The organism is Caballeronia sp. LjRoot31 (assembly GCF_964253885.1).
GTDB lineage: Bacteria > Pseudomonadota > Gammaproteobacteria > Burkholderiales > Burkholderiaceae > Caballeronia.
Genome location: NZ_CAXURX020000001.1, coordinates 2,223,864 through 2,248,145, shown reverse-complemented (window position 1 = coordinate 2,248,145; position 24,282 = coordinate 2,223,864). Strand labels below are relative to the sequence as shown.

General features: G+C 61.6%; 26 protein-coding genes and 1 pseudogene. 18 read left to right on the top strand and 9 right to left on the bottom strand.

The genetic code is table 11. From position 1 onward, the window contains the following. Window positions 1-17: 17 nt before the first annotated feature. A complete protein-coding gene (locus ACSQ8V_RS09965) occupies window positions 18-1,577 on the top strand; it encodes a methyl-accepting chemotaxis protein (RefSeq protein ID WP_436205617.1) in 1,560 nt (519 codons plus the stop codon). A 424-nt stretch (window positions 1,578-2,001) separates the two neighbouring features. After that, window positions 2,002-3,435, top strand: a complete 1,434-nt coding sequence (locus ACSQ8V_RS09960) for a purine-cytosine permease family protein (protein ID WP_436205616.1) — start codon at window positions 2,002-2,004, stop codon at window positions 3,433-3,435. A 61-nt stretch (window positions 3,436-3,496) separates the two neighbouring features. Here the strand turns inward: ACSQ8V_RS09960 and ACSQ8V_RS09955 are convergent, their stop codons facing one another. Then, window positions 3,497-4,237 (bottom strand): hypothetical protein, encoded by a 741-nt coding sequence (locus ACSQ8V_RS09955; RefSeq protein WP_436205615.1) that lies wholly within the window; start codon window positions 4,235-4,237, stop codon window positions 3,497-3,499. 310 nt (window positions 4,238-4,547) lie between these two features. Here ACSQ8V_RS09955 and ACSQ8V_RS09950 point away from each other — a divergent pair, with 310 nt between their 5' ends. Next, the gene (locus ACSQ8V_RS09950) at window positions 4,548-4,841 is read left to right on the top strand and encodes a hypothetical protein (RefSeq protein ID WP_213768419.1); all 294 of its coding nucleotides are present in this window, start codon (window positions 4,548-4,550) and stop codon (window positions 4,839-4,841) included. A gap of 20 nt (window positions 4,842-4,861) precedes the next feature. On the opposite strand, the gene ACSQ8V_RS09945 is transcribed toward ACSQ8V_RS09950, so the two are convergent. Then, on the bottom strand, window positions 4,862-5,896 hold the full coding sequence (locus ACSQ8V_RS09945) for an alpha/beta fold hydrolase (protein ID WP_436205614.1): 1,035 nt from the start codon (window positions 5,894-5,896) through the stop codon (window positions 4,862-4,864). Between the two features lie 178 nt (window positions 5,897-6,074). Between ACSQ8V_RS09945 and ACSQ8V_RS09940 the strand changes: the two genes are divergently transcribed. Beyond that, window positions 6,075-6,740, top strand: a complete 666-nt coding sequence (locus tag ACSQ8V_RS09940) for a MarC family protein (protein ID WP_213768421.1) — start codon at window positions 6,075-6,077, stop codon at window positions 6,738-6,740. On the opposite strand, the gene ACSQ8V_RS09935 is transcribed toward ACSQ8V_RS09940, so the two are convergent. Both ACSQ8V_RS09935 and ACSQ8V_RS09930 read right to left on the bottom strand, forming a co-directional pair. After that, on the bottom strand, window positions 6,723-6,938 hold the full coding sequence (locus tag ACSQ8V_RS09935; protein WP_436205613.1) for a hypothetical protein: 216 nt from the start codon (window positions 6,936-6,938) through the stop codon (window positions 6,723-6,725). The two genes, ACSQ8V_RS09940 and ACSQ8V_RS09935, sit on opposite strands and share 18 nt — an antisense overlap. 100 nt (window positions 6,939-7,038) lie before the next feature. Continuing rightward, on the bottom strand, window positions 7,039-7,206 hold the full coding sequence (locus ACSQ8V_RS09930; RefSeq protein WP_213768423.1) for a hypothetical protein: 168 nt from the start codon (window positions 7,204-7,206) through the stop codon (window positions 7,039-7,041). Between the two features lie 177 nt (window positions 7,207-7,383). On the opposite strand from ACSQ8V_RS09930, the gene ACSQ8V_RS09925 reads away from it, so the two are divergent. From ACSQ8V_RS09925 to ACSQ8V_RS09900, 6 genes and pseudogenes are all read left to right on the top strand, one after another. Beyond that, complete coding sequence (locus ACSQ8V_RS09925; RefSeq protein ID WP_436205612.1) at window positions 7,384-8,709, top strand: sensor histidine kinase; 1,326 nt, start codon at window positions 7,384-7,386, stop codon at window positions 8,707-8,709. A 225-nt stretch (window positions 8,710-8,934) separates the two neighbouring features. After that, window positions 8,935-9,624, top strand: coding sequence for a response regulator transcription factor (locus ACSQ8V_RS09920; protein ID WP_436181790.1), 690 nt, complete (start codon window positions 8,935-8,937; stop codon window positions 9,622-9,624). A 9-nt stretch (window positions 9,625-9,633) separates the two neighbouring features. Then, a complete protein-coding gene (locus ACSQ8V_RS09915) occupies window positions 9,634-9,777 on the top strand; it encodes a DUF2165 family protein (protein ID WP_436205611.1) in 144 nt (47 codons plus the stop codon). Window positions 9,778-9,785: 8 nt separating this feature from the next. Beyond that, window positions 9,786-10,610: a c-type cytochrome gene (locus tag ACSQ8V_RS09910; protein ID WP_436205610.1), complete on the top strand. Its 825-nt coding sequence runs from the start codon at window positions 9,786-9,788 to the stop codon at window positions 10,608-10,610. Between the two features lie 162 nt (window positions 10,611-10,772). Continuing rightward, on the top strand, window positions 10,773-11,243 hold the full coding sequence (locus ACSQ8V_RS09905; protein WP_436205609.1) for a periplasmic heavy metal sensor: 471 nt from the start codon (window positions 10,773-10,775) through the stop codon (window positions 11,241-11,243). Window positions 11,244-11,294: 51 nt separating this feature from the next. Next, window positions 11,295-11,414 (top strand): annotated as a pseudogene (locus tag ACSQ8V_RS09900) (LrgB family protein); the annotation flags it as partial. A gap of 117 nt (window positions 11,415-11,531) precedes the next feature. Here ACSQ8V_RS09900 and ACSQ8V_RS09895 read toward each other — a convergent pair. Both ACSQ8V_RS09895 and ACSQ8V_RS09890 read right to left on the bottom strand, forming a co-directional pair. Then, on the bottom strand, window positions 11,532-11,960 hold the full coding sequence (locus ACSQ8V_RS09895; protein WP_436205608.1) for a hypothetical protein: 429 nt from the start codon (window positions 11,958-11,960) through the stop codon (window positions 11,532-11,534). Window positions 11,961-11,985: 25 nt separating this feature from the next. Further along, window positions 11,986-14,331: an EAL domain-containing protein gene (locus ACSQ8V_RS09890; protein ID WP_436205607.1), complete on the bottom strand. Its 2,346-nt coding sequence runs from the start codon at window positions 14,329-14,331 to the stop codon at window positions 11,986-11,988. Between the two features lie 835 nt (window positions 14,332-15,166). Here ACSQ8V_RS09890 and phnC point away from each other — a divergent pair. From phnC to phnE, 3 genes are all read left to right on the top strand, one after another. Then, the gene (phnC, locus tag ACSQ8V_RS09885; RefSeq protein WP_436205606.1) at window positions 15,167-16,060 is read left to right on the top strand and encodes a phosphonate ABC transporter ATP-binding protein; all 894 of its coding nucleotides are present in this window, start codon (window positions 15,167-15,169) and stop codon (window positions 16,058-16,060) included. Window positions 16,061-16,148: 88 nt separating this feature from the next. Next, window positions 16,149-17,120, top strand: a complete 972-nt coding sequence (gene phnD, locus ACSQ8V_RS09880; RefSeq protein ID WP_436205605.1) for a phosphonate ABC transporter substrate-binding protein — start codon at window positions 16,149-16,151, stop codon at window positions 17,118-17,120. Window positions 17,121-17,215: 95 nt separating this feature from the next. Next, on the top strand, window positions 17,216-17,950 hold the full coding sequence (gene phnE, locus ACSQ8V_RS09875) for a phosphonate ABC transporter, permease protein PhnE (protein WP_436183144.1): 735 nt from the start codon (window positions 17,216-17,218) through the stop codon (window positions 17,948-17,950). Between the two features lie 45 nt (window positions 17,951-17,995). Here the strand turns inward: phnE and phnN are convergent, their stop codons facing one another. The 3 genes from phnN to phnF are packed head-to-tail and all read right to left on the bottom strand — an operon-like array spanning window position 17,996 to window position 20,063. Further along, entirely contained in the window at window positions 17,996-18,550 is a 555-nt protein-coding gene (phnN, locus tag ACSQ8V_RS09870; RefSeq protein WP_213768432.1) for a phosphonate metabolism protein/1,5-bisphosphokinase (PRPP-forming) PhnN, read from the bottom strand. Next, entirely contained in the window at window positions 18,547-19,308 is a 762-nt protein-coding gene (locus ACSQ8V_RS09865) for a DUF1045 domain-containing protein (RefSeq protein ID WP_436205604.1), read from the bottom strand. The genes phnN and ACSQ8V_RS09865 overlap by 4 nt, the downstream gene beginning before the upstream one ends. Then, window positions 19,305-20,063 carry a phosphonate metabolism transcriptional regulator PhnF gene (gene phnF, locus ACSQ8V_RS09860; RefSeq protein ID WP_213768434.1) on the bottom strand — a complete coding sequence of 253 codons (759 nt, stop codon included), beginning with the start codon at window positions 20,061-20,063 and terminating at the stop codon, window positions 19,305-19,307. The genes ACSQ8V_RS09865 and phnF overlap by 4 nt, the downstream gene beginning before the upstream one ends. A 221-nt stretch (window positions 20,064-20,284) precedes the next feature. Between phnF and phnG the strand changes: the two genes are divergently transcribed. Genes phnG through phnK form a run of 5 tightly spaced genes read left to right on the top strand, consistent with a single transcriptional unit; the run spans window position 20,285 to window position 24,279 of the window. After that, complete coding sequence (phnG, locus tag ACSQ8V_RS09855) at window positions 20,285-20,785, top strand: phosphonate C-P lyase system protein PhnG (protein WP_436205603.1); 501 nt, start codon at window positions 20,285-20,287, stop codon at window positions 20,783-20,785. After that, window positions 20,785-21,468: a phosphonate C-P lyase system protein PhnH gene (gene phnH / locus ACSQ8V_RS09850; protein WP_436205602.1), complete on the top strand. Its 684-nt coding sequence runs from the start codon at window positions 20,785-20,787 to the stop codon at window positions 21,466-21,468. Before phnG ends, phnH begins: the two co-directional genes overlap by 1 nt. Next, window positions 21,468-22,622, top strand: coding sequence for a carbon-phosphorus lyase complex subunit PhnI (locus tag ACSQ8V_RS09845; protein WP_436205601.1), 1,155 nt, complete (start codon window positions 21,468-21,470; stop codon window positions 22,620-22,622). The genes phnH and ACSQ8V_RS09845 overlap by 1 nt, the downstream gene beginning before the upstream one ends. Beyond that, the gene (locus ACSQ8V_RS09840) at window positions 22,619-23,494 is read left to right on the top strand and encodes an alpha-D-ribose 1-methylphosphonate 5-phosphate C-P-lyase PhnJ (protein ID WP_436205600.1); all 876 of its coding nucleotides are present in this window, start codon (window positions 22,619-22,621) and stop codon (window positions 23,492-23,494) included. Before ACSQ8V_RS09845 ends, ACSQ8V_RS09840 begins: the two co-directional genes overlap by 4 nt. Beyond that, window positions 23,491-24,279, top strand: a complete 789-nt coding sequence (gene phnK / locus ACSQ8V_RS09835) for a phosphonate C-P lyase system protein PhnK (protein WP_436205599.1) — start codon at window positions 23,491-23,493, stop codon at window positions 24,277-24,279. Before ACSQ8V_RS09840 ends, phnK begins: the two co-directional genes overlap by 4 nt. Window positions 24,280-24,282: the final 3 nt, after the last annotated feature.

Genomic DNA, 24,282 nt, shown 5'->3' with positions numbered 1-24,282 from the left:
AGTGGGGACTAGCCCTTATGCGCAAACACATGACTATTCGCGGCGGCCTGGTCGCGACGATCGCCATTTACACCGTCCTGCTCATTGCGGTAATCGCGGTGGGCATCCTGGGTCTGTACGGCAGCAATTCGGCGCTCCGGGAGATGTATCGCGACGATACCGCGTCAGTGCTGCACCTTAAAACCAGCTCGGAGCGCTTGCTGTTGCTGCGCGCCGGGTTTGGCGAAGTCGAGCAGCTGATCAGCGCCGGCAAGCCCGCCCAGCGCGAAATTGCCCGCCAGCATGCGCTTCTTGACGAGAGCAACAAGGAACTGGAAGCTTTTCGGAAGCTTCACGACCCGGTGCCGGCGGAGAAGGCGCTCATCGACGCGATGCAAACACGGCGGGACCAACTGTTGGCTCAGGTATTCCAGAAGGCGCTAACCGAACTCGATCAGGACAATCTGGTGGATTTCCTGACCACCCAGCGGGAAGCGCCACCCGCGCTTTTCTCCGATTATCAAAGTGCGCTGACCGCGCTGGAAAATTTCCAGGTCGAACGCCAGAAAGCACGCTTCGACACCACCGATGCACGTTTCGAAGCCATGCTCTGGACGCTCGGCGCGGCCGCGGTCGTCGCGCTCGTCATCGGCTTCTTCGCGCAAAGGATATTGACCCGGGCAATCGTGCGCCCGATCGATATGGCCGTCGATTATTTCGGCCGGATCTCGGCCGGAGACCTGACCAGCACCGTGACGGTCCAGCGCAACAACGAGATGGGCTACATGCTCAATGCGTTGAAGGGCATGCAGGAAGGGCTTGCGCAGACGGTGCGCAAAGTGCGTTCGAGCGCGGAGACAATCGTGCGTGACGCCCATGCCATCTCGGGCGGCAATCTCGACCTGTCCGCGCGTACGGAGCAGCAGGCTGCGTCGCTTCAGGAAGCTGCATCGAGCATGGAGCAGTTGACCGCCACCGTCAGGCAGAACGCGGACAATGCGCGCAACGCCAGCGAACTCGCTGCGGGCGCATCCGACATCGCGTTGCGCGGCGGCGACGTGGTGAACCGCGTGGTTGCCACCATGGACGCGATCTCAGGCAGCTCCGACAAGATCGTGGGCATTGTCGGCGTGATTGAAGGGATTGCGTTCCAGACCAACATCCTCGCGCTGAATGCGGCCGTGGAAGCGGCGCGGGCAGGCGAGCAGGGCCGGGGTTTCGCGGTCGTTGCAAGCGAGGTGCGAAGCTTGGCGCAACGCTCGGCATCGGCGGCGAAGGAGATCAAGGAATTGATTGGTACGTCAACATCGAGCGTGAAGGACGGCAGCCAGCTCGTGGCTCATGCGGGCGCGACCATGGTGGAGGTCGTGGAAGCGGTCAGGCGCGTCAGCGCGATCATGGCGGAGATCAGCCTGGCATCGGGCGAGCAAACCACGGGTATCGAACAGGTCAATCTGACGGTGGCGCAAATGGAAGAGATGACGCAGCAGAATTCAGCGCTGGTGGAAGAGGCGTCTGCGGCGGCGGTGTCACTGGAAGAGCAGAGCCGGCAGTTGAATGACGCGGTGGCGCTGTTTCAACTGAAAGCCACAGCGTGAAAACGCTGCTTTTCGTCCATGCTCTAGCCAGGCATCGGGTAGTGTCCCGCGGTCCCGCTCCCGCGCGATGAAGGTGCAATGGCCAATCAAAATAAAATTGGCTACCTTACATCTTGTCTATACATATAGAAAAATACTGATCGACATGAATCGCTCATTCATCAAGTCAGATTAAATATAAGTTATTGATTAAAAGAATATTTAACCTGGTTAATACGAGTTTTTGTAAAGCGCAGTTAGGGGTAAACAACCATAATACCAAGCTTGTCTATACATATTGGTTCCCATAGAGTCTCGTTGAATCGTGAGTTGCCGCCCAGCGCCATGTGCGATTCGAGCTGTCGCGCAGGCGTATTGCGCGACGACGTATTGAAAGACGCGGGCGACGCGCGGTTCACGCGACGCCACTGACTCGAGGGTATCCATGTCCGTATCAAAGAGCGACGCAAAGACTGGCGCCATTGCCGAACGCCGCACCATCGACTACATCCCCGAAGCCGAACGTCACGGCGGCCTTGCCAGCCAGTTCACGCTGTGGCTGGCCGCCAACCTGCAGATCACCGCTATCGTCACTGGCGCGCTTGCGGTTGTGCTCGGCGGCGACGTGTTCTGGTCCTTGATCGGCCTGATGGTCGGTCAGCTGATGGGCGGCGGTGTGATGGCGTTGCATGGAGCGCAGGGGCCGCAACTCGGACTGCCGCAAATGATATCGAGCCGCGTGCAGTTCGGGGTGTACGGTGCGGTGATTCCCATCGCGCTGGTGTGCCTGATGTACGTCGGCTTCTCAGCGAGCGGTTCGGTCCTCGCGGGGCAGGCCGTCGCGCAACTGCTGCACGTGGACGACGCGGTCGGCATTGTCGTATTCACGGTAGTGATTGTCGGCTTTACGGTGTTCGGATACCGCGTGATTCACGCGATCGGCCGCGTCGCGAGCGTGATTGGCGTGCTCGCTTTCGTGTACATGTTCGCGCGCCTGCTGACGGGTCACGATATCGGCTCCCTGCTTGCGAACCGTCACTTCACGTTGAGCAGCTTCCTGCTTTCGATGTCGCTATCCGCGTCGTGGCAGATCGCATTTGGCCCGTACGTTGCCGACTATTCTCGCTATTTGCCTTCCTCCACGTCGCCGCGCAAGACGTTTTGGGCCATCGGACTTGGCTCGGTGATCGGCGCGCAGGTGGCGATGGTGTTCGGCGTGTTCGCCGCCGCGCTCGCCGGCAAGCAGTTCTCGCATCACGAGGTGTCGTTTGTCGTCAGCCTGGGCGGGAGCGGGGCGATTGCCGCGCTGCTTTACTTCGCCATCGCGTTTGGCAAGATCACGATCACGACGCTGAATGCATACGGCAGCGTGATGTCGATCGCGACGGTGGTCAGCGGCTTTCGCGGTGAGCAGCGTCTGTCGACGCGTAACCGCGCGGTCTACATTGTCGCGATGGTTGGACTTGCGATGGGGCTCGCACTCGCCGGCCGTCATGCATTCCTGAAGGAGTTTTCGTCGTTCATTCTGTTCCTGCTCGCGTTCTTTACGCCGTGGAGCGCGATCAACCTGGTCGACTATTACTTCATTACCAAGGATCGTTACGATGTCCCCGCGCTTTCCGATCCAGATGGGCGCTATGGTCGCTGGAACGTGACGGGCATCGGCGTATATGCAATCGGGGTGCTCGTGCAATTGCCCTTCATTTCGAGCGCTTTCTATACCGGCCCACTGGTGGACAAGCTCGACGGCGCGGACATTTCGTGGATCATCGGGCTCGCGGTACCGGCGCTGCTGTATTACTTTGCCGCTCGCCACAAGGCACACGCCGCGCCCGCGCATTTGATTCTGCCTGCCCAGCCGGCGTCTACAGGGAAGTAACCGGGTGCAGCCAGGGCTGGCGTTGACCCCGTGGCGTTCGCTGCATGCGCTGGTCTGACGATTAATCGACCGGACACCACCGGCCGGAATCCGGGCACACAATGACCCGTGCACCGTTCAGCCAGACTTGCTCTTCGTCCAGTTGCAGCGAGGTCGAAGGGTCGATGTCGAAGGCAACCCCAAGTGCGTCCCCAACATGGGCATTTTCGATGGGAAGCTCCCAGGTCAGGAATATTTGGGTGTAATCCTGATCAGGCGAGAAGTCGGCCACATTAAAGCCGCTGCTGCCGCGTTGAATGACGCCATGAGGCTGGCCGGTATCGAATATCACAGCCGTACCCCGGGTCAGGGGGATTCGATGACCCGTAGAGGGAAAATGCAGGTCGAGACCCCTGTTCTCGCTCATGAAGAGATTGCAAAAGGCCGCGCCGCCATATTGCTCGGCGTCGTAGTGGTACCTCGCGCCACGGCAGGCCATGAGCGCTACGTCACTGGAAGCAAGCACGCCAGGCAGTCCAAGCGCGCCCGTCCAATCGGATATCGCCTGCACGCAATGCTTGTAGTCCGGCCAGCGAGCCCGCGCTCGCGCCAAAGGCATAGCCTCGACATCCCCGGGCTCCAGGACCATGCGCGACGATATCTCCCTTTCCCAATCTGCAAGCAGACGTGCGGGGGGAACGGGTACGTCGAGCGTGCCTGTTAGCACGATGTCGCTCACGCATCGACTGCGGATGGCGTCGCCACTCCAGAAATAGGAAGTGAGGCGTTCTCGCACTCGATGCGGTTGGGGAGGGTAATTCATCTGCTACCTGTGCGGCGATTCGGGCGATTCAGCATTCATGCAGCGCTCACGTGACTGGCGTGGACGTGGGTGTCGATTGTGTAAAGCAGAGGCAATCCAGGCTCTTCGATCAGGGCAGCATCCCGGCGCACCCGGATAACCAAGCCCGTGTGAAAAACGCATGCCGAGCGTGGTGTCCGAAGAAATTGAACCGTCGGATCATGCCATATCGGGCTGGCATCGCCGTCCTCATTGTCTGCTCATTCTTGCGGCTCACACTGCATTCATCCGATACAGCGAACCGCCTGCATCGCATGACAGGAGAGCAAAAATGAAAACCATTCGTCACTTGATAGTCGCCGCCGCACTCGGCTGCGGCTTGGTTAGCTGCGCACAGGCGCATGTGTTCGTAGGCGTCGGTTTTGCGGCGCCGGTGTATCCGGTCATGCCCGTGATCGCCCCAGCACCTGTGTACGCAACAGCGCCCGTGTACGCCGCGCCGCCACCCGCTTACTACGCCCCGCCTCCGGTCGTGACCGGCTACTACTACGGCCATCCATATGGATACGGCTACGCGCGGCACTACGGTTGCTGGAATTGCGGATACGCCTACTGGGCGCGTTGATGCCCGCGCGGGTCGACGGCTCAGGGCGTCGTGCGCGTTTTCATCAGTGCGGAGCCGGCGTCGGAACCGGGCATATGGCCGTGGCTGCGGCCCGTTTGCTGGATGAAACCGTCTATCAATGCGGCGAGCGCATCGGGATATTGGTACATCATCGCGTGTCCCGCCGATGCCACCACCCACAGCCGCGCCCCTGAGACCAACCCTGCGAGCGCGTCCGAGTTCTGCCTGGGCAGGACCACGTCGTCAGCGCCGGTCACGATCAGCGTGCCGGCCTGCACGGCCTTGAGTGCGACGGCGGTGGCGTCGTCGCCGGCCCAGTCGCGCAGCAGCGCGGCCTGGCCCTGGGTCACCGTGGCAGTGATATCGGGCGAACCGTAATCGGCGGGACTGAACATGTTCGCCCGGAAGCACTGCTGCGCGGCGTCGAGCGCGGCGGGTGGAAACAGCACGCGCATGACGCTCGCGAAGGTGGCGCCAGGCGCACCGGAAAGCACGGCGGCTATGCTGGGTGGTACCGGCACGCCGAGGCGCCCCGGCGCGGGCGCGTTCATCAATACGATCCGGCGCAGGCCGGCCGGCCTGTCGATCGCGAGCTGCTGCACGATTGTGCCGCCCATCGACCAGCCGATGACCGTTACATCGCTCAGATACAGCGCGTCGATCAGCGCGGCGGCGTCTCCCGCCATGTCCTCCACGGTGAATGACACAGCGCCCGGTTGCGAGCGGCCGACACCGCGGTTATCGAAGACGATCACGTCGTGTTTTTCGCCAAGCGCGGCAAGAAACGCTGCATCCCATTCGGCGACTGTCGCGCGATAGCCCGTCTGCAGCACAACCGGGCTCCCATGCCCGAAGCGGTAATACGCAATGTCGCCGCTCGGCGTGTGTGCGATCTGCTGGCGCAAGGCGGGATCGCGGTCCGGCCGGTGCGCTACATCGGGGCAGGGGCTTTCGGCGGGGAGCTGGATATCGTGGATATCGCGGGCGAGGACGGATGCCGGGAGCAGCGCCAACGCGCACGCAATCGCAACGATGACTGCCTGCAAATGCCTCATTTAACGCTCCTGATAGTGTGTGAATCCAGCAAAGCGCGCAAATCCTGCCAACAAGCGTAGTCGAACCGCCGCAGTATTCGGTAATCTTGCATGCAAGACGTTCGCTCGCTTGTTCGCCCGGTCGTTCGCCCGATCTGGCTGCCCCGGCGTTGCTGCCCACCTAGAAACGGATGGACACGTGATCCACGAATTGACCAAGACGGTTCTGCTGATTGTCGCGGCGTTGTTCCCGATCATCAACCCGCCTGCGGCGGCGTTCATCATCCTGGGTCTCACGCCGCACGCGACGCAGGCCGAGCGCGCCATTCTGGCGCGGCGCATCGCGGTGAACAGCTTCGTGATCCTGCTTGCGTCGCTTTCGGTGGGTGCTTACCTGCTGTCGTTTCTCGGGATCTCGATTCCGGTGCTGCGCGTGGCGGGCGGATTGATCATCGCCATGGCGGGCTGGAACCTGCTCCAATCCTCCGACGATGACCCCGGCGAAGAAGCGCAACCGGCCCCGGCGTCTCATCGGCGTGTTTCGCTGAAATCGAAGGTGTTCTATCCGCTGACGCTGCCGGTGACGGTCGGTCCCGGGGCGATCTCGGTGGCTATTGCGCTGGGTACCGGTACGCCGCGCAGCGGCCTGCAGTCGGTTCATTTCATTGGCGTGGGCGTGGCGCTCGCGCTGCTGTGCATCGCCATTTACTTGTGCGTGCGCTTCGTGGCGAACGTCCAGCAACTGCTCGGGCCGTCCGGCACGCAGGTCGCCATGCGGCTCTTCGCATTTGCGATCTTCTGCATTGGCGTGCAGATCCTGTGGCTTGGGCTGTCAGAACTGCTTAACTCACTGCATCCGCACTGAACCTTGCGGACGCTGCAACAGGACCGCCGCGCGCTGGCGCACCACCGCGGCGAGCCGAACCAGGGTCGTGAAGACCGCGACGGTGAGCGCGGCGCCGGCAACGGCGAGCGAGATGTCGAACAGGGCTTGCAGCGCGGTGATCATGTTGGTTTCCTTTACCTTGTACTGGAGACGCGCCGTGCGTGTCATGCGCGTCATGCGTGTCATGTCGATGAACAGGATTCTGATGATGCAGAATGAGGGGAGAATGAGCGGGGCCGAATAGGGCGAATAGGGCGGGCAAGGTGGCTCGTGTGGATCAGAAGCCGACCACGGCGCCGAGCAGAAGCCAGGGCAGCATTTCTTCATACGTGGCAGAGCGTTCACCGGACGGCGCGTCGCTTTCCTCCAATACGCGCTCGTCCTTGCGCAACGCAGCCTGATCGCTGTTGCTGGCGCTGGAATGGTTACTGAAGAGCTGGAACATGAGTCATCTCCCGTTGGGTCGTGGAGCGAACCGGTGGTTCGCGTGACTGCATGTTCACAGGCAAGAATGAGCAGAAAATGAGCGCGCACAGAATTCCGCGCCGCGCCTGGTCTTTGAGTCAGAACCGGTATTCGACTGATGAACCCATCGATGTCATCCGTTTTCGCGCGCCATTCCATGAGACCTTCGCTTCGCAACAATCTCATCATTGCGCTGGCCGCGCTGGTCAGCGTCGTTGCGATTGCGCAGGGTCTCAGCACTTATCAGCTCTGCCGGACCGGCATGAGCGCGCTGCTCGACCTGCGCCTGGAGCAGGTCGCCATGCGAATGCGAGGCGATCTCGCCGATGCGATCCCGAGCGCGCCCGCGCGCGGCTCGCAACCGGCGCGCGATATCGTGATCACCATCGCCAGGCCCGGCGCCGATGTCCCGCTGCGTTCCACCGATCCGTCACTGGCGCTGCCCGCAAATGCGCCGGCGGGATTTTCTTCGGAGAGCGTGAATGGCGAACGTTGGCGCATCTACACGCTGCGCCAGGACGAGCGCGTGATCCAGGTAGCGCAGCGTTCGTCGGTGCGCGACGAGCTCGTGCGCGAAACGGCGCTTACCACGCTCTGGCCCACGCTGGTCCTGTTGCCACTTGTGCTCTTCGCTGTAGTCGTGATCGTGCATCGCACGCTGCGGCGGCTGACGCCGCTCGGGCTGGCGGCGCAATCCGTCGATGCCGCGCATCTGAAACCCCTGCCCGTCACGGGCGTGCCGCGCGAAGTGCTGCCGTTCGTCGAATCGATCAACCGCATGATCGTGCGGCTTGCGCAGCTGATCGAATCCGAGCGCAAGTTCATTGCCGATGCCGCCCACGAACTGCGCACGCCACTCACCGCGCTCCAGTTGCAGGCGGACAACCTGCAGCCGCATATTGTGGCGGGCAACCAGGAGCGGTTTCAGGAATTGCGCAGCGGGATTGCGCGCAGTGGCATGCTGATCGGGCAGTTGCTGCGGCTCGCGCGCGCGGACGCGCCGCTCGACGTCGCGGTCGAGCCTGCGGATGTTTCACCGATCGTCGTCGATGCCGTCTCGGGCGTGCTGCCGATCGCGGCGGCGCGGCGTATCGACATTGGGGCGGAAGCCATGCTCGCCGACAAGGTCGCCGCTTCGTCCGCGGATGTTGCCATTGCCGTCAAGAATCTCGTGAGCAACGCGGTGCGGTATACGCCGGATGGCGGCACGATCGACCTGCGCATGCACCGCGAGGCGAGCGCCCTATGGATCGAGGTCACGGATACCGGTCCGGGCATCGCGGAGGAGTCGCTGCCGCGTGTCTTCGACAGATTCTTTCGCGCGAAATCAGACATGCACGCGGATGTGGAAGGCACCGGCCTCGGCCTGTCGATCGTGAAAGCGATCACGGCAAAATATGGCGGCCAGGCGGTTATTCAGAACCGGTGCGACGGCCGCTCGGGCATTGTCGCGGCGGTCAGTTTTCCGCTGGCGAGCGTGTGAGGATATTGGTAAAAGCGTTTGCTGGGGCGTGGGCTGGGTGGATGTTGTGGCGCTGTGGTCGACGCGCCGGTACGGCATGGGACCGGAGTAAGGCGCTATGGGACCGGAGTAAGCGCTAAAGCGCCAACTTCGGTCGACACGCCAACTCTGGTCGACGCGCCGGTACGGCATGGGACCAGAGTAAGGCGCTAAAGCGCCAACTCTGGTCGACAAAGGAGAGGGGTTATGAGAGTCCTGCTGGTCGAAGACGATCTCCAGATCGGGCAAAGCCTGATGCGTGCACTGAAGGACGCGGACTACGCCGTGGACTGGGTGCGTGACGGCGTCGCCGGACGCGAGGCCATGAGCGCCGTCGACTACACCGTCGTCCTGCTCGACATCGGCTTGCCGGGCATGTCGGGCATCGACCTGCTGCGCGCCGCGCGTGCCGGTGGCAATCCGGTACCGGTGCTGATCCTGACTGCGCGTGACGATCTCGATACGCGCATCGAGGGCCTGGATATTGGCGCGGACGATTATCTGCTCAAGCCCTTCGAAGTCGGCGAGCTGCTGGCCCGGATGCGCGCGGTGCTGCGGCGCAAGGCGGGCTACGCCGTGTCCCGGCTCGGCGATGACATCCTGAGCCTGAATCTCGACCAGCGCACGCTCAAGTTCGGCGACAAGGCCGGCGCGTTGTCCGCGCGTGAATTCGCGCTGATGCACGCGCTGCTCGAACATCCGGGAACGATCTTCTCGCGTGCGCAGATCGAGGACAAGCTGTACGGCTGGGGCAAGGAAGTGGAGAGCAATGCCGTCGATGTGCTGATCCATTCAGTACGCAAGAAATTCGGCCAGGGCGTGATCCGCAACGTGCGCGGACTCGGCTGGACGGTCATGCTCGGCGCGCCGCCCGAGCGCAAACCCTCCGGCGACTGAGCGAGGCCCATGGGAATCGTCCGCGTTTCGAAACTTCTGCTCGCGTCGCTCGTGAGCTTCGGCAACCTCACCGGCTACGGCACCAATCTCGCGTTCGTGCAGCATGTGTTCCTCATGGACACGAGTGTTGATTCTCGTGAGTCTTCGCAATGACGATATCGATGAGTAGACTCGCATTGGTGCAGGCAATGTTGCTGTTCTTCACCTCTTTCCCCGCCATGGCTGCAGCCCTGCTGATCGATACGGGGATGGCTGCCACGCCGGCCACGCTCACGACCGAATCCTTGCTCGCCATGCCCGGTGCAGCGACGATCCAGGTCCCGGACGACGTCACCTACCATCGCACGATGACCTACCGTGCGGTGCCATTGCGCTCGCTGCCCGGAGTGCGAGCATTGCCCGCCGATGGCGAGCTGCAGATCACCGCAACCGATGGCTTCGTCACCAACCTGCCTGCAGCGCTCTTGCACGACGACAGTGGCCACGGCGCGACACCGTGGCTCGCGATCGAACCGCATGACAGGCCATGGCCGCGGACGTCGAAGGGAACGGACATCGGTCCGTTCTATCTCGTGTGGATCAACCCGGGCGCATCGGGGGTGATGAGCGAACAGTGGCCGTACCAGATCAATGCCATTCGGGCGGTGGCGTCGCGCGCGGCGAAGTGGCCGCAATTCGCCGTTGATAACAGCGTGCCGGCGAACTCGCCTGTTCGCCGCGGACAGACACTCTTCGCCACGCAGTGCATGGTTTGCCATCGCATGAACGGCGCGGGCGACGCATCGGTCGGCCCGGACCTGAATCTGCCGCGTAATCCGACCGAGTACTTCCAGCCGTGGGCGCTAAGGGCTTATATCCGCGATCCAAAATCAATCCGGGCATGGTCTGGCATGAAGATGCCAGGTTTCGACAAGGCCATCCTGAGCGACCCTGACCTCGATGCGATCATCGCTTATCTAGGCTACATGGCGCACAGGCGCAAGTAGAGCGGACGGCGTACGCGAAGGCGTCCGATGCGCTAACTGACGCCCCGATGGCGCCGCTCATTCTCTTCTAATTGTTGGTCGTCACCATCTGTCTCATGGATTTGGCAGCAACCATTGCCGGTCCAGCTCAACGACCAAACATTTAGGAGAAGCATCATGTTGGTGAAAACAACGCGCATTCTGATTGCCGCTGCTGCGGCGCTCGCAGTGACATTTGGATCGGCCCAGGCCGGTACGCTCGCCGCGCCAGCCGGAAATCAATTTATTGAAGAAATGAAAACCTTGGCGCCACAACTGAATCTCAGTACGACGCAACAGACCGCTTATGACGTTGCAATGGACACCATGCGTCAAAGCCATGTCAGCGCACGGATGAATGAAGATCAACTTCAGCAACAACTTCAGGCGGTCCAGCAAACGCAGATTCTTGATCTGCGCGCTATTCATGCAGCGAACTTGAAGGTGGAAAAGGAAGATGCCCAGGCACGCGAGCAGTCAGCCAATGCGTGGATCACCTTCTATGACGGATTGAACAACAGCCAAAAGACGGCCGTCAGTTCGCTGCTCAAGCAGCAGTTCGCTGAGATTCAGAACCATCCCGGCAAACCTTATGAACCGAGGACCGGCCTGTGATCAATGGCTGCCCATGCGCGAAGACGCGCTGCGCCAGATCTGCGTACTGACACAGCGCATGCGTTTCAGATCAGCGAGGAAGCCGGAGCATTCGCAGGACTCAATATGGCCATGAACGGAATCCCGAGTGCATTCGTTCTGCCGATCGGCCTTCGCGTGCTCTTGGAATAGATGTCGCCGTGACGCGCAGTGCATGGCAGCATGCATGTTCGCCGAGTCTGCGCATTGTCTTTGCCCGTCGTCCACATCGCCTGCGCGTCCGCATCCGAGGCAACCATCAGGACTGCGCTATGCCTCGCGCTTAGGCGGTTGCGGGTTGTTTGCGGGGTTACTGTCAATCTTGACTACCCGCTCGATTCCGGCGGCACCCGCCAGCGCTGACAATTCAGTTTGCAGCAGATCAGCGATTTCTCTGGGATAGACCTCGTCACCGTCTACATAAACCGTGAAAGACCGCAGATACCTGGCTTTTTTCTCAGGGTTCTCGATCGTTTCCCTGGTCCATTGATAAAGCGGATACTTTTCCGGCCCGAGTCTTTCTGCTTCATTGACGTAGTCAGAAAACGCGTCGAACTGGCATGTCAGCGAGGCGTCATGCCGGCGCAGTACATCGCGTAGCGCAGGGGGCATGCACTGCGGATCTCCGCGCAAGATCGCGGCGGCCTCGGGGGAGACGGTGATCCTGATCTGGAATAGCCATGCGTCACTGTTTGCCATCACTGTTCACCATCGTTCTTCACCATCACTCCACCGTGGGCCACGCCAGATGCGGCGACGTCCAGTCCAGTTCACTACCGACCACCATCACCCGCTCGTCGCGCATGAACGCCATGGTCACGCCGACCGACGCGCGCCCGCTGGTCAGCGATAAATACGGTTGGCAGAACACGGCCGTTCCCATGTTCGCGACCGCCTTCCAGTAATACGGCCGATGATCCCATCGCCCCAACTGCGAGGCGAATAACGGCCCGAGCCGGAAGTCCGTGCTCGACCCCGCGCGGCCGGCAATATCCTGGCCCAACATGCGCCCGGTATCGTCGAGAACAAAGCAGCGTTTGCACAATTCCAGCTTCGCCATGGGCGCGATGGCGTCGTCGATACTCGCGCCGTTCGTCAACGCCGCCGCCGCGGTGTTGAGCATGGCGAGATACGGCGCCAACTGCGCTTCGAAGCGCGCGGTGCGCACGGCACGGCCTTCGGCAATGACATCGAATGCATGATCGATGCGCCGCGTGACCGCTGCCGCCGAGGGCAGCGTGGCGCTCGGTCTGCCCAGCAAGAACCCTTGCGCGAAATCGACGTTCGATTCCACCGCCAGGATAAGCTCCTCGGTCGTCTCGATCCCTTCCACTACCACCAGCATATCCGCCCGATGCAACAGCGAAACAATGGTGGGGAGGAGAGGCTGATCCGAGGCGCGGCTCTTCGCGCGGATCAACGCGCCATCGAGCTTGACGAAGTCGGGCTGGATGCGCAACAGGCGGTCGAGATTGGAGTGACCTGTACCGAAGTCATCGACGGCAATCAGGAAACCGCAGCCGCGATACCGCCACGCGGCCAGCGCAAGCTCCTCAACGTCCACCCCTTCGGACTCCAGAATTTCCAGCACCACCCCGCGAGGATCGAGTCCCGCCTCGAAGACGATGGCCGCGAGCGTCTGCTCATAACCCGGCTGGATGAAGGTGGACGGCGCGACGTTCAGGAAGAGCCAGCAGTCGAGCGGCAGGCGCTTGCGGGCATTCGCGAGATGGAGATGGTGGGTCAGGGAATCCAGATCGCTGATGCCGGGATTCGACTGTGGGGCGAACAGCTTGTCGGGCTGCAGCGGCGTGCCATGCTGGTCAAAGCCGCGCAGCAGGGCTTCGAAACCGACCTGCTTCTGATGCGACAAACTGTAAACCGGCTGGTAGTGGGTGAATAGATCGAACGCGCCCCAGCGGGTGACAACGACCGGTTCTTCATCGACCCGGGTGTCATTGTCTTCATCGAGCGCGGTAGCGCGCACGCGCTCGACCCGCCTTGCCTGCTCCACGAACACCCGGTTATGGCCCGCGTGTTTCGCGCGCAACAGCGCTTCGTCGGCACGGTCGAGCAGTTCGACGACATTCTCGTTCGGCCGGCGATGCGCTACGCCGAAGCTGGCGGTGAGAAAACCGTCGGGTCGAAGTATCGATGCAACGAGGGTGCGCAGCGTGTCGGCAAGCCCGGTCGCCTGGTCGGGGCCGGGCGCCTTGATAAGGACCGCGAACTCCTCGCCCCCCAGCCGACCGACCACCGCGTCCGCGGGCACGGCGTCGTTCAGGACCTTGGTGACGTCCATCAGCGCTTCGTCGCCTCGCGCGTGGCCGTACTGGTCGTTCAGCGACTTGAAACGATCGATGTCCAGGAAGATCGCGCTGACGACTTCATCGTGACCTTTCGTCTCGCTCAGTATCTGTTCCGCCTGCTCGAGAAAGGCGCGCCGGTTCAGGAGCTGGGTCAAGGGATCGGTTGCGGCGAGCGCCCGCAGTTTCTCTTCGAGCAGGAAGTGGTTGAGCCGGAACCAATAGAAGCCGAAATGAAACGTGGTCGCTGTCGGAATGCCGATAGCCACCCACATCGCGCATAAGACGTAGTCGTCGTGCGTGAAGGGCACGGCCATCACAAAGGGCAGCCCGGCCAGGTAGAACGCAATCGTTCCCACGATGAAATGCCGCGGCGTCAGCCATAGCGGCGCCGCGCAGATCGGGATGACCATGCCGGCCGGTAACATCCAGAAGAGCGGTTTTTCGACGCCTTGGACGTTGATCACCACCCCGATCTGGAGAACGACGATATAAAGCACGCCGATCAGGCCAAATATAAAAGTAGACGGGGCCTTGGGGATTGCCGCGACGAGCAACAACATGACGAACGCACAGGTCAGGCGCGGCCAGAGCGGTAAGTCGACCCCCGTTACGTGGGACCGGGCGATGATGAAAATCAGGAGCGCCACCACGGTAAAGGCCATGGTGACCGTTGATAGCGGCCGTTGCTGATCCATCGAGCGGCGGTGGAAACAGAGTCGAAGCGCAGGTGTGATCGTTGGCGGAAGCAGGGAGGTGAGCATGTTCTCGCGTAAGTTTTAGCAGCCTCATTAATTGATGATGGCTGTCGGCTGTGTCGGGCCGAGTTGTTTGAACTACCGCAGGTACTGAAATCACATGATCCGATTATCGTCGGATGAAATGGATTGTCTTACTAGGCGCGATTGGGCTCAAGAGAATGTTTAATCGACCATATTGTTTTGGGGAATAAGGCCATGCGCAGCTATGGCGCTTTTGAGTGCCGGCGTTGTGCGGGAGGGAGAAAGGACGATTTGCGCACAATGCAGTTACGGCTCGCAAACGATTTACCGCGGCTATCCGATATTGCAGACAGTTCGAAATCGTATAAAGGGGCAGCGCAACAGCAGCTTAAGTGTCTTCAATTAGTGTCTTCAATCGGTGCACGGGGATCGCGTTGATTCGTTGTTGAGTTGTGCGTCGCACAACATGCCATTGTCCGCAGAGCTCGCGGCGCCTTCAATAAACCCGTTGTAATTCAACCGCCGGTCACCGACCAGTCACCCACCAGTCAGCCGCGAACGGGAATTGCGACTCATTTCAGCGAGTTGCCAACGGGCTCAGGCGCGATGCAGCCAACCCGAACCTGCATTTCTTCACATGCATGCGCGCCATCATGAGAGAAGTTCGTACCCTTAATTCTCGTCGGTCCCGGCGGGTGTGTTCAGAATCGTTAGTATCCGCACGATCATGCAATTCGCCGCAGCGTTGCGACCGCTTTGCATGGTTCCAATTCGTGTATTCATCTAGACGTCTTGCAAGCGTCACCGCAACGTCATGTTGCGTTCCTAGAATCCGTCTCGACGCTGAAAAGCTTTGACACGCGATTGTGAGGACACCATGGATGCAATTCACATTGAACGTCTCTGCAAGACGTTCAATAACGGCCGCAAGGCACTCGACTCCATCGACCTGAAAGTGGGGCAGGGAGAAATGATTGCGCTGATCGGTGCATCGGGTTCAGGGAAGTCCACGCTTTTGCGGCACATTGCCGGCTTTACAGCATCCGACCCCGCGCCCTCGCATGTCACGCTGCTCGGCCGGCCCATCCAGCAAAACGGCAAGGTCGCGCGCGAGGTTCGTCGAATTCGCCGGGATGTCGCGTTTGTCTTTCAGCAGTTCAATCTCGTGGGGCGTCTCACCGTGCGCACCAATGTGCTGCTCGGCGCGTTGTCGCGAGTCTCGTTGTGGCGGCGTCTTATCGGCCGGTTTCCGCGGGTGGAGCATGAGCTTGCGATGGCGTCGCTCAGCGCAATGGGCATTGGCGACCACATCAACGAGCGCGCCAGCACCTTGTCCGGCGGTCAGCAACAGCGCGCAGCGCTGGCGCGCGCGCTGGTGCAGCGGGCCCGTATTGTTCTCGCCGACGAACCCATTGCATCGCTGGACCCCGAGTCGTCGCGGCGTGTCATGGAACTGCTGCAGTCGCTGAACGAGGATCACGGCTTGACCGTGGTGGTGTCCTTGCATCAGATCGACGTGGCGATGAAATATTGCGCGCGTACCGTCGCATTGCGCGACGGCCGCGTGGTCTACGACGGCCCGTCCGCCAGCCTCACGCCATCCCTTCTGCGCGACCTGTACGGTGCCGCAGCCGAAGAACTGCTGACCGACACGGAGAGCGCGCAGCGCGACGTGGCGAAGCAGGTCGAACGTGCCGTTGACCGTGCCGCGTCGCGCCCCGAAGGCGCGTCGGCACGCTCCGCCGCGTTCGCGTCGGCTGCCAGTTCCTGAACGCGTGCCTTCATTGTGCTTTTGAGCCCCGTTTTGAACACCCGCTTTGAACACCCGCTTTGAACACCTTTAACCCTGGACCTATTCGATGAAATCAGCCCGTCTTCTTCTGGCCGGTGTGGCCCTCGCTGCCTGTTTTGTCACGCAGGTGGTGCGCGCCGAAACGCTCAACTTCGGCATTATCTCGACCGACAATTCGTCCGCGCTCAGGCAGCGCTGGCAGCCGCTGATCGACGACCTGAACAAGCAGACCGGCCTCGACGTCAAGCCGTTCTTCGCGACCGACTATGCCGGCATTATCGAAGCGATGCGGTTTAACAAGGTGCAGATCGGCTATTTCGGTAACGCTTCCGCTATCGAAGCTGTCGACCGCGGCAATGGTGAAGTGTTCGCGAAGGTGAAGTACAAAAGCGGCGAAGCGGGCTACTACTCGCTGCTGATCACGAACGTGAACAGCAAGTGGAAGACCGTCGATCAGGTGCTGAAAAACACGCACGACATCAACCTCGGTTTCGGCGATCCGAACTCGACGTCGGGCACGCTCGTGCCGTCGTATTACCTGTTCGCGAAGAACGGCATTTCGGTGCGCAATGACTTCAAGAGCGTGCTTCCGTCCAGCCATGAGGCGAACATGCTGGCTGTGGTGAACAACCGTGTCGACATCGCAACGAACAATACCGACATGGTGGAGACCCTGAGGCAAAATCATCCCGATTTGCTCAAGCAGGTGCGCGTATTGTGGAAGTCGCCGCTGATTCCGTCGGACCCGCTGGTATGGCGCCGTGACCTGCCGCAGGCGACGAAGGACAAGCTGCGCAATTTCTTCGATCACTACGCGCAAAGCGATCCGCGCGAGCAGGCGATCATGGCGGGAATTACAGGTCTGTCGGGCTTCGCGGATTCCACCGATGCGCAGCTTATCCCGATCCGTCAAATGGCCTTGTTCCAGAAGAAGCAGCAGGTCCAGAACGACGCGCACATGTCCGACGCAGACAAGAAATCGCAGATCGCGGCGCTCGACCAGAAGCTCTCGCAACTGGATAGCGTGGCGGCGAAGTGAAGCACAACGCCGACGCCTATTCCCTCGACAGCGCGCAAGGTGGTGCGCTGCCACTGAAGCTCGAATTGCGGCAACCGAAGCGAAGCTGGTTGTCCATGTTCGGATGGTTGGTGGTGGTGGCCGTACTCGGGCTGTCCTGGCATAGCGCCGACATGCGCCCGCTCGATCTCTTCAGCGATTCCGGCAACATGCTGCAATTCGGCAAGGACTTTTTTCCGCCGGATTTCTCTGACTGGCGCACCTACGTTCACGAGATGATCGTCACACTGGCCGTAGCGGTGTGGGGCACAGCGCTCGCGCTGGTATGCGCCGTGCCGTGCGGGCTGCTGTCGGCCTCCAACATCGCGCCGATGTGGATCGTGCAGCCAGTGCGCCGCGCGATGGACGCATGCCGCGCAATCAACGAGATGGTCTTCGCGATGCTGTTTATCGTTGCGGTGGGACTTGGGCCGTTCGCGGGCGTGCTTGCACTTTGGGTGCATACCACCGGCGTGCTGGCGAAGCTGTTCGCCGAAGCGGTGGAAGCGATCGATGCACGGCCGGCGGAAGGCGTGCGTGCAACCGGCGCAAGCAGTCTCGATGAAGTCCTCTACGGCGTGCTGCCGCAGGTCCTGCCATTGTGGATCTCGTATGCGTTGTACCGGTTCGAGTCGAACGTACGTTCGGCGATGGTGGTCGGCATGGTCGGCGCGGGCGGAATTGGCGTGGTGTTGTACGAAGCGATCCGCTCGTTCAACTATGCGCAGACCGCGGCCGTACTACTCATGGTGATCGTGATCGTGACGCTGATCGATCTGGCGTCCGCGTGGCTTCGTGAACGCGTGATCTGAATGTGCTGGCCGCCGGTCAATGGTAATGGTCCGGCGGCCAGCAGTTCAAAGCTGTTGCTGACTGATTGCGGCCAGTAGCTGCTGGCCTGCTTCGGAAAGCAGACCCGAATTGTCGATGGTGATGAGCCGCGCCTGCTCGGGAAGCGACAAGACGGGGCGACGCGCAAGCCGCGCTTCCATCTGCCGCGAATCTTCGCGGCCGCGCCGCTCGAGCCGGGCGGCCAGGATCGTGGGGCTTGCGTGAATCTGGACGAACTGTGTGAACGGATAACGTTCCAGCGCAGCCGGTGCATGTTGGCGCGATCCGTTGACGACGACCGGCAACCCCCGCGTGAGCCACGCATCGATCTCGACGCCGATGCCATAGTGCAGTCCGAGACTTTCCCAATGCATCGAGAAAACGCCGCTGGCCAGACGCGCGGCGAATTCCTCGCGGCTCAGGGCGACATGATTTTCACCATCGGAAACGGGGCGCGTGATGTAGCGATGCGCGAACATCACCTGCGCGCCAATGCGTTCACGAACGAAGCCGAGCAACGAGTCCTTGCCGGCGCCCGATGGCCCCATTACGTAGATCAGTCGACCGGTTTCCATGCTCATTCAAGGGCCTCGGAGTGGGCATTCGCGAAGGGCAGGCGCTGCCATAGCGTGAACGGCGCACCCGGGTTCGGTTGAACAAAAAGCGCTGCCTCGTGGAAGGGCAGCGGTCCGAGCGCTTCAGCGCGGGTTTGCCACAGCGAGACAATGGCCGCACGCACCGAAGCCGAATCGAGTGCATCGGAGAGCGTCATGTGGAAGCGGAATTCATCGAGCACGTACGGGTAGCCCCATTCATGCAACAGGGTTCGCTGCCGCTCGCTCAAGCCTGACGCCAGCCGCCGTTCGGCATCTTCCGCCGAGGGACGCGCACGCAGCGAGGCGAGCGCGTACAACGCGCTGGCAGCCACCCGGCGGATAGATTCGTCGTCATCCGGCCGCGCGGCTCGCAACGCGACGAAGCGGCCCATCTCGACGGCGGAGAGGGGGGCATCGAACCGGGTGATGTGACTGGCCCACTCGCGAGTCTCCGATAAAACCTGCTGCGGCGTAACACCTTCGGCAGTATGAAAAGGTGCGACAAGCGTTCCGTGCCAGCCATAACGTCGCGGTGAGCCGGTCAGCGCGGCAACGGTCTGCCCGAGTGCGGTAATGGCAGGTTCCTCGGGTGTTTCGGTCGAGCGTCCAGTTTCGGCATTGCGGCCCAGCCATTCGCAGCCCACGCGCCACCATGTGGAAGACGCCGGCGGTGCGTAGTAAAGCGCGATGCGTGCGTCGGGTGTCCAGACATTCAAGGCGGTATCGTTCGCTTCGCCGCTCATACGCCGTCCTCGACCAGCAATTGCACCCGGTCGGCGGCGAAGTGGGTAATACCGTATTTGATGGGCACACCGGCTTCGTCGACGTCGACGCTTTCAACCCACATCACCGGTTGCGCGCGATTGATCTGCAAGCGCCGCGCGACGTCCGAGCTGGGCAGGATGCAGCCGATACGGCTCCATTTACGCGTGTAATCCACCACGCCGAATTCAGCCAGCGCCGCGCTGACCCCTTGTACGCCGGCAAGCACGCCGGGTAGGTCGGCGAAGCGCATGGCAGGGAACCAGCTGCGCGCATAGGTCAGCGGCACGTCGTCGGAATCGTGGCGTGTCTCGATCTGGTACACGAACGTCCCTGCGCGGATGGAGAGCGCTTTCGCGGTGACCGGATCAGCCTTCACCTTTTCGCTGGAAAGGACCACGCCCACCGATGCCTGGTTATTACGCCGCAGGTTTTCAGTGAAGCGCGTGCGTCGCCCGATCTGGTAGTCAATCGCACCCGGTTGCACGAATGTGCCTCGACCCTGCTCGACGCTCACCAGCCCCGTGGCGGCCAGCCGCAGCATTGCCCGGCGCACCGTGTGCCGGTTGACGTCGAAACGCCGGGCAAGTTCAGCCTCGCTGGGCAGGCGGCCATCTTCGCCGAAGCTGTTCGCCGTGATCTCCGCCGAAAGAATCTGTTCGATCTGACGCCATACCGCGACGCCCGCGCCGCGTTCCACGGCCAGGCCCGGCGTGCCAGTTTCGTTAGATGTCATGTCGCTGTCATTCCTGTCGGTTTGAATATCGTTTTCGGCATTGTAGTGCGCCGCCGATGGCGAAAATGTGAAAGCAGGGCGCTAGCGAAGAATTTTCATCCGGTTGCACAAACGTCTAGACGACCGGATGACTATTCTAGTAGCGTTCAGGCTGGACAGAACGATGAAATCACGGACGCGGCTTGGGGCACCATCGCGCCCTTTATTGACGAGGTATGACCATGAGTACATCTGCGCAGACGCCCGCGCCTCCCGCGCCACCCGGTCCCGCGACACGGCGGGAGTGGTTGGCCATCCTGGCGCGCACGCCGCGAGCCTGCATGAAAGACGCGCTTGATACGGCACTGGATGGCGCGTCGCCGCCTGAATTCGACTGGCTGCGCGCACCCGATATCGGCCTTGCGATGGTGCGCGGACGGGTTGGTGGCAGCGGAGACGCGTTCAATCTGGGTGAAGTGACCGTGACACGCGCGACGCTTCGGTTGCGGGTTCGCGAGGGACGTGCGGCAGTGGGTATCGCCGTGCACATGGGGCGGGACAAGGAGCGGGCGACACTCGCCGCGCTCGCCGACGCACTCCTGCAGACGCCTGCTTTCGAAGCCCGGATGCATGAGCACGTGCTGGCGCCGCTCGCTGCGCGCATCGCGGAAAACCGGGCGCAAAAACAGGCCCGCGCCGCGGGTACCAAGGTGGAATTCTTTACGATGGTGAGGGGCGACTGATGTTACCTGACAAGCTTTCAAAAAACTTTCGGGGTGCGGACGCTGCGGATACCGCGGGTATCGTGGGTATCGACCTCGCGACCCTGACCCCCGGTTTCAACGATACCGTCCACGATTCGCAGGGTGTGTTCCGCGCATTGCTCGACGCGCTGTCCCGGCCCGGCAAGATGGTCTCGATCGACGCCGTATTGCCCGGCCTGGATCAGGACGGCAGCACGGCCGCGACCCACGTGCCCATGGCCGCGTTCGCCGCGCTGCTGGCACTGGCCGACTATTCGACGCCCGTGCTGCTGCAACATGAGCATCGCGGCTTGAGCGACGCGCTGCGTTTTCACACCGGCGCACCGCTGACGCACGATCACGCGCAAGCGGTTTTCGCCTACGTGCACGATGCGGGATCGATGCCGCCGATCGACGCATTTTCGCTCGGTGATCCTGAGACACCGGAGAACGCCGCCATGTTGTTCATCCGCGTGGACTCCCTCACGGACGGCACACCGATGACCTGGCGCGGCCCCGGTATCCGCGATACACAGGTCGTCCATATCAGCGGCATCCCTGATGCGTTCTGGCATGAACGCGCGCTGCTGGCAAGTCAGTTTCCTTGCGGTATCGACTGTTATTTCGTACACGGCGGATCGGTGATCGGCCTGCCGCGTACAACTCGCGTGGGGGTGGCCTGATGTACGTCGCAGTCAAAGGCGGAGAACGCGCGATCGAGCGTTCGTGGGACTTGCTCGCGGCCAACCGGCGCGGCGATGAAGCATTCAAGGAACTCAGCGTCGACCAGATTCGCGAGCAGCTTGGGTTGGCGGTCGCGCGGGTGATGACCGAGGGCTCGGTCTACGATGAAGAGCTGGCCGCGCTCGCGATCAAGCAGGCCGCGGGGGATCTGGTGGAAGCCATTTTCCTGCTGCGGGCGTATCGCACGACGCTGCCGCGCTTCGGTTATACCGTGCCGCTCGATACGCAAGCCATGCTCGCGGAGCGGCGCATTTCGGCTGCATTCAAGGACATTCCGGGCGGACAGATGCTCGGCGGCACGTACGACTATACCCAGCGTTTGCTCGATTTCAGCTTGCTCGCCGAAGGCGGCCCCCGCACGGCGAATGCCAGCGTCGCGAGCACGTCCGCAGCAAAGCAGGAAGCCATGCCGCGCGTGCTCGAGCTGCTCGACAAGGAAGGTTTGATCGAGCAGGAGAAGATGCATGCGGACGCGCCCGAACCTGGCGATCTCTCGCGTGAGCCCCTGATGTTCCCCGTTGCGCGCCCGGTGCGTTTGCAGAATCTCGCCCGTGCCGATGAGGGTTTCCTGCTGGCCGTCGGCTACGCCACGCAGCGCGGTTATGCGAACTCGCATCCGTTTGCCGGCGAGATTCGTTATGGCGAAGTCGCCGTCGAACTGGAGCTTGAAGAGTTGGGATTCGCGGTGGAGATCGGCGATATCGACATCACCGAGTGCCAGATGATCAACCAGTTCGCGGGCAGCGGCGATGTGCCGCCCACATTCACGCAAGGGTACGGCCTCGCGTTTGGCCACTCGGAGCGCAAGGCCATGGCGATGGCGCTGGTCGACCGCGCATTGCGCGCGCAAGAACTGGGCGAGACCGTTTCGTCGCCGACGCAAGACCCGGAATTCGTGCTCTATCACAGCGACAACGTGGAAGCATCGGGCTTCGTTCAGCATCTGAAATTGCCGCATTACGTCGACTTCCAGTCTGAACTCGAATTACTGCGGCGTTTGCGTGCAGGCATCGAGAAAGAAGCGCAACGCGAACGCGAAGCTCAAGAAGAGCATCAAGCGCAACCCGAGCCCAGCGAGGAGAACGCCGCATGAACGCGCGTATAGAAGAAAGTGCCATGGCTGAAGGCTATAACTTCGCCTACCTCGATGAACAAACCAAACGCATGATCCGCCGTGCGCTCTTGAAAGCCGTGGCCGTACCGGGTCATCAAGTGCCGTTTGCATCGCGAGAAATGCCGCTGCCTTATGGCTGGGGAACGGGCGGCTTGCAGGTTACGTCCGCGATCATCGGACGCAGCGACACGCTGAAAGTGATCGACCAGGGTTCCGATGAAACCACCAACGCCGTGAACATTCGCCGCTTCTTTGCGCGCACGGCCGGTGTAGCGACCACCACGCGCACGGTGGAAGCGTCCATTATCCAGACCCGCCACCGGATTCCCGAAACGCCGCTGACCGAAGCGCAGATCCTTGTGTACCAGGTGCCGATGCCCGAGCCGCTGTTCCGGCTCGAACCTCGCGTCACCGAGTCCCGCAAGCTCCATGCGCTGGCGGACTACGGGTTGATCAACGTGAAGTACTACGAGGACATCGTGCAGCACGGCAGCATTGCGACGACCTACGATTACCCGGTGCTTGTGAACGATCGTTATCTCACTTCACCGTCGCCCATCCCCAAGTTCGATAACCCGAAGATGCACATGAACGCTGCGCTGCAACTGTTCGGCGCGGGCCGCGAACGCCGCATCTACGCGATTCCGCCTTATACGAAGGTACGGAGCCTCGACTTCGAAGATCACCCGTTCACCATTCAGCACTGGGATCATGAGTGCGCTTTGTGCGGTTCGCGTGAGAGTTTTCTCGACGAAATGATTGTGGACGACGCGGGCGCGCGCATGTTCGTGTGTTCGGACAGCGACTACTGCCAGGAACGTCGCGCGGCTCAAGAACAGGAGGACGAATGAATCTCTCGACACCCGCACTCCCTCTGCTCACCGGCCGTGGACTCACGAAGCGTTATGACGGCCGCGGTGGCTGCATCGATGTGGACATCGATATCTATCCGGGCGAAGTGCTTTGCATCGTCGGCGAATCCGGTTCAGGGAAATCCACGTTGCTGAACGCGCTGGCTCTGCGAACGCCCGTGAACGATGGCGCGTTGCACTATAGAACCGTGGAGCATGAACTGCTCGATCTGTTCGCGTTACCCATGCCGCGCCGCCGGATGCTCGCGCGTACCGACTGGGGGTTTGTGCATCAGAATGCGCGCGACGGACTGCGTCATGGCGTGTCGGCCGGGGCGAATATCGGCGAGCCGTTGATGGCGAACGGGGCGCGCCACTATGGACGCCTTCGCGAAACAGCCTCGGACTGGATGAATCAGGTCGAGCTCGATGCCGCGCGTATTGACGAGCTGCCTTCCGCATTTTCAGGCGGCATGCAGCAGCGGCTTCAAATTGCGCGCAATCTTGTCACGAAGCCACGTCTCGTGTTCATGGACGAGCCCACAGCGGGGCTGGATGTTTCTGTGCAGGCGCGGCTGCTGGACCTGCTGCGTACGCTGACCGCCAAGCTTCATCTCGCCGCCCTGATTGTCACGCATGATATTGGTGTGGCGCGTTTGCTCGCGCATCGCCTGATGGTGATGAAGGACGGCCGAGTGGTGGAGAGCGGACTGACCGACCAGGTGCTCGATGATCCGCAACATCCCTATACACAGACGTTGGTTGCGTCCGTGCTGCCAGTTTGAGGT

Bases quoted from the DNA above. Each gene is read 5' to 3' on its own strand.
- ACSQ8V_RS09890 (WP_436205607.1), bottom strand. From the start codon at position 14,331: ATGCTCACCTCCCTGCTTCCGCCAACGATCACACCTGCGCTTCGACTC.
- phnC (WP_436205606.1), top strand. From the start codon at position 15,167: ATGGATGCAATTCACATTGAACGTCTCTGCAAGACGTTCAATAACGGC.
- ACSQ8V_RS09960 (WP_436205616.1), top strand. From the start codon at position 2,002: ATGTCCGTATCAAAGAGCGACGCAAAGACTGGCGCCATTGCCGAACGC.
- ACSQ8V_RS09915 (WP_436205611.1), top strand. From the start codon at position 9,634: ATGGGAATCGTCCGCGTTTCGAAACTTCTGCTCGCGTCGCTCGTGAGC.
- ACSQ8V_RS09865 (WP_436205604.1), bottom strand. From the start codon at position 19,308: ATGAGCGGCGAAGCGAACGATACCGCCTTGAATGTCTGGACACCCGAC.
- ACSQ8V_RS09930 (WP_213768423.1), bottom strand. From the start codon at position 7,206: ATGTTCCAGCTCTTCAGTAACCATTCCAGCGCCAGCAACAGCGATCAG.
- ACSQ8V_RS09910 (WP_436205610.1), top strand. From the start codon at position 9,786: ATGAGTAGACTCGCATTGGTGCAGGCAATGTTGCTGTTCTTCACCTCT.
- ACSQ8V_RS09925 (WP_436205612.1), top strand. From the start codon at position 7,384: ATGAGACCTTCGCTTCGCAACAATCTCATCATTGCGCTGGCCGCGCTG.
- phnE (WP_436183144.1), top strand. From the start codon at position 17,216: ATGTTCGGATGGTTGGTGGTGGTGGCCGTACTCGGGCTGTCCTGGCAT.
- ACSQ8V_RS09950 (WP_213768419.1), top strand. From the start codon at position 4,548: ATGAAAACCATTCGTCACTTGATAGTCGCCGCCGCACTCGGCTGCGGC.
- ACSQ8V_RS09935 (WP_436205613.1), bottom strand. From the start codon at position 6,938: ATGACGCGCATGACACGCACGGCGCGTCTCCAGTACAAGGTAAAGGAA.
- ACSQ8V_RS09895 (WP_436205608.1), bottom strand. From the start codon at position 11,960: ATGGCAAACAGTGACGCATGGCTATTCCAGATCAGGATCACCGTCTCC.
- phnH (WP_436205602.1), top strand. From the start codon at position 20,785: ATGTTACCTGACAAGCTTTCAAAAAACTTTCGGGGTGCGGACGCTGCG.
- ACSQ8V_RS09840 (WP_436205600.1), top strand. From the start codon at position 22,619: ATGAACGCGCGTATAGAAGAAAGTGCCATGGCTGAAGGCTATAACTTC.
- ACSQ8V_RS09845 (WP_436205601.1), top strand. From the start codon at position 21,468: ATGTACGTCGCAGTCAAAGGCGGAGAACGCGCGATCGAGCGTTCGTGG.
- ACSQ8V_RS09945 (WP_436205614.1), bottom strand. From the start codon at position 5,896: ATGAGGCATTTGCAGGCAGTCATCGTTGCGATTGCGTGCGCGTTGGCG.
- ACSQ8V_RS09955 (WP_436205615.1), bottom strand. From the start codon at position 4,237: ATGAATTACCCTCCCCAACCGCATCGAGTGCGAGAACGCCTCACTTCC.
- phnD (WP_436205605.1), top strand. From the start codon at position 16,149: ATGAAATCAGCCCGTCTTCTTCTGGCCGGTGTGGCCCTCGCTGCCTGT.
- phnN (WP_213768432.1), bottom strand. From the start codon at position 18,550: ATGAGCATGGAAACCGGTCGACTGATCTACGTAATGGGGCCATCGGGC.
- phnF (WP_213768434.1), bottom strand. From the start codon at position 20,063: ATGACATCTAACGAAACTGGCACGCCGGGCCTGGCCGTGGAACGCGGC.
- phnG (WP_436205603.1), top strand. From the start codon at position 20,285: ATGAGTACATCTGCGCAGACGCCCGCGCCTCCCGCGCCACCCGGTCCC.
- ACSQ8V_RS09920 (WP_436181790.1), top strand. From the start codon at position 8,935: ATGAGAGTCCTGCTGGTCGAAGACGATCTCCAGATCGGGCAAAGCCTG.
- ACSQ8V_RS09965 (WP_436205617.1), top strand. From the start codon at position 18: ATGCGCAAACACATGACTATTCGCGGCGGCCTGGTCGCGACGATCGCC.
- phnK (WP_436205599.1), top strand. From the start codon at position 23,491: ATGAATCTCTCGACACCCGCACTCCCTCTGCTCACCGGCCGTGGACTC.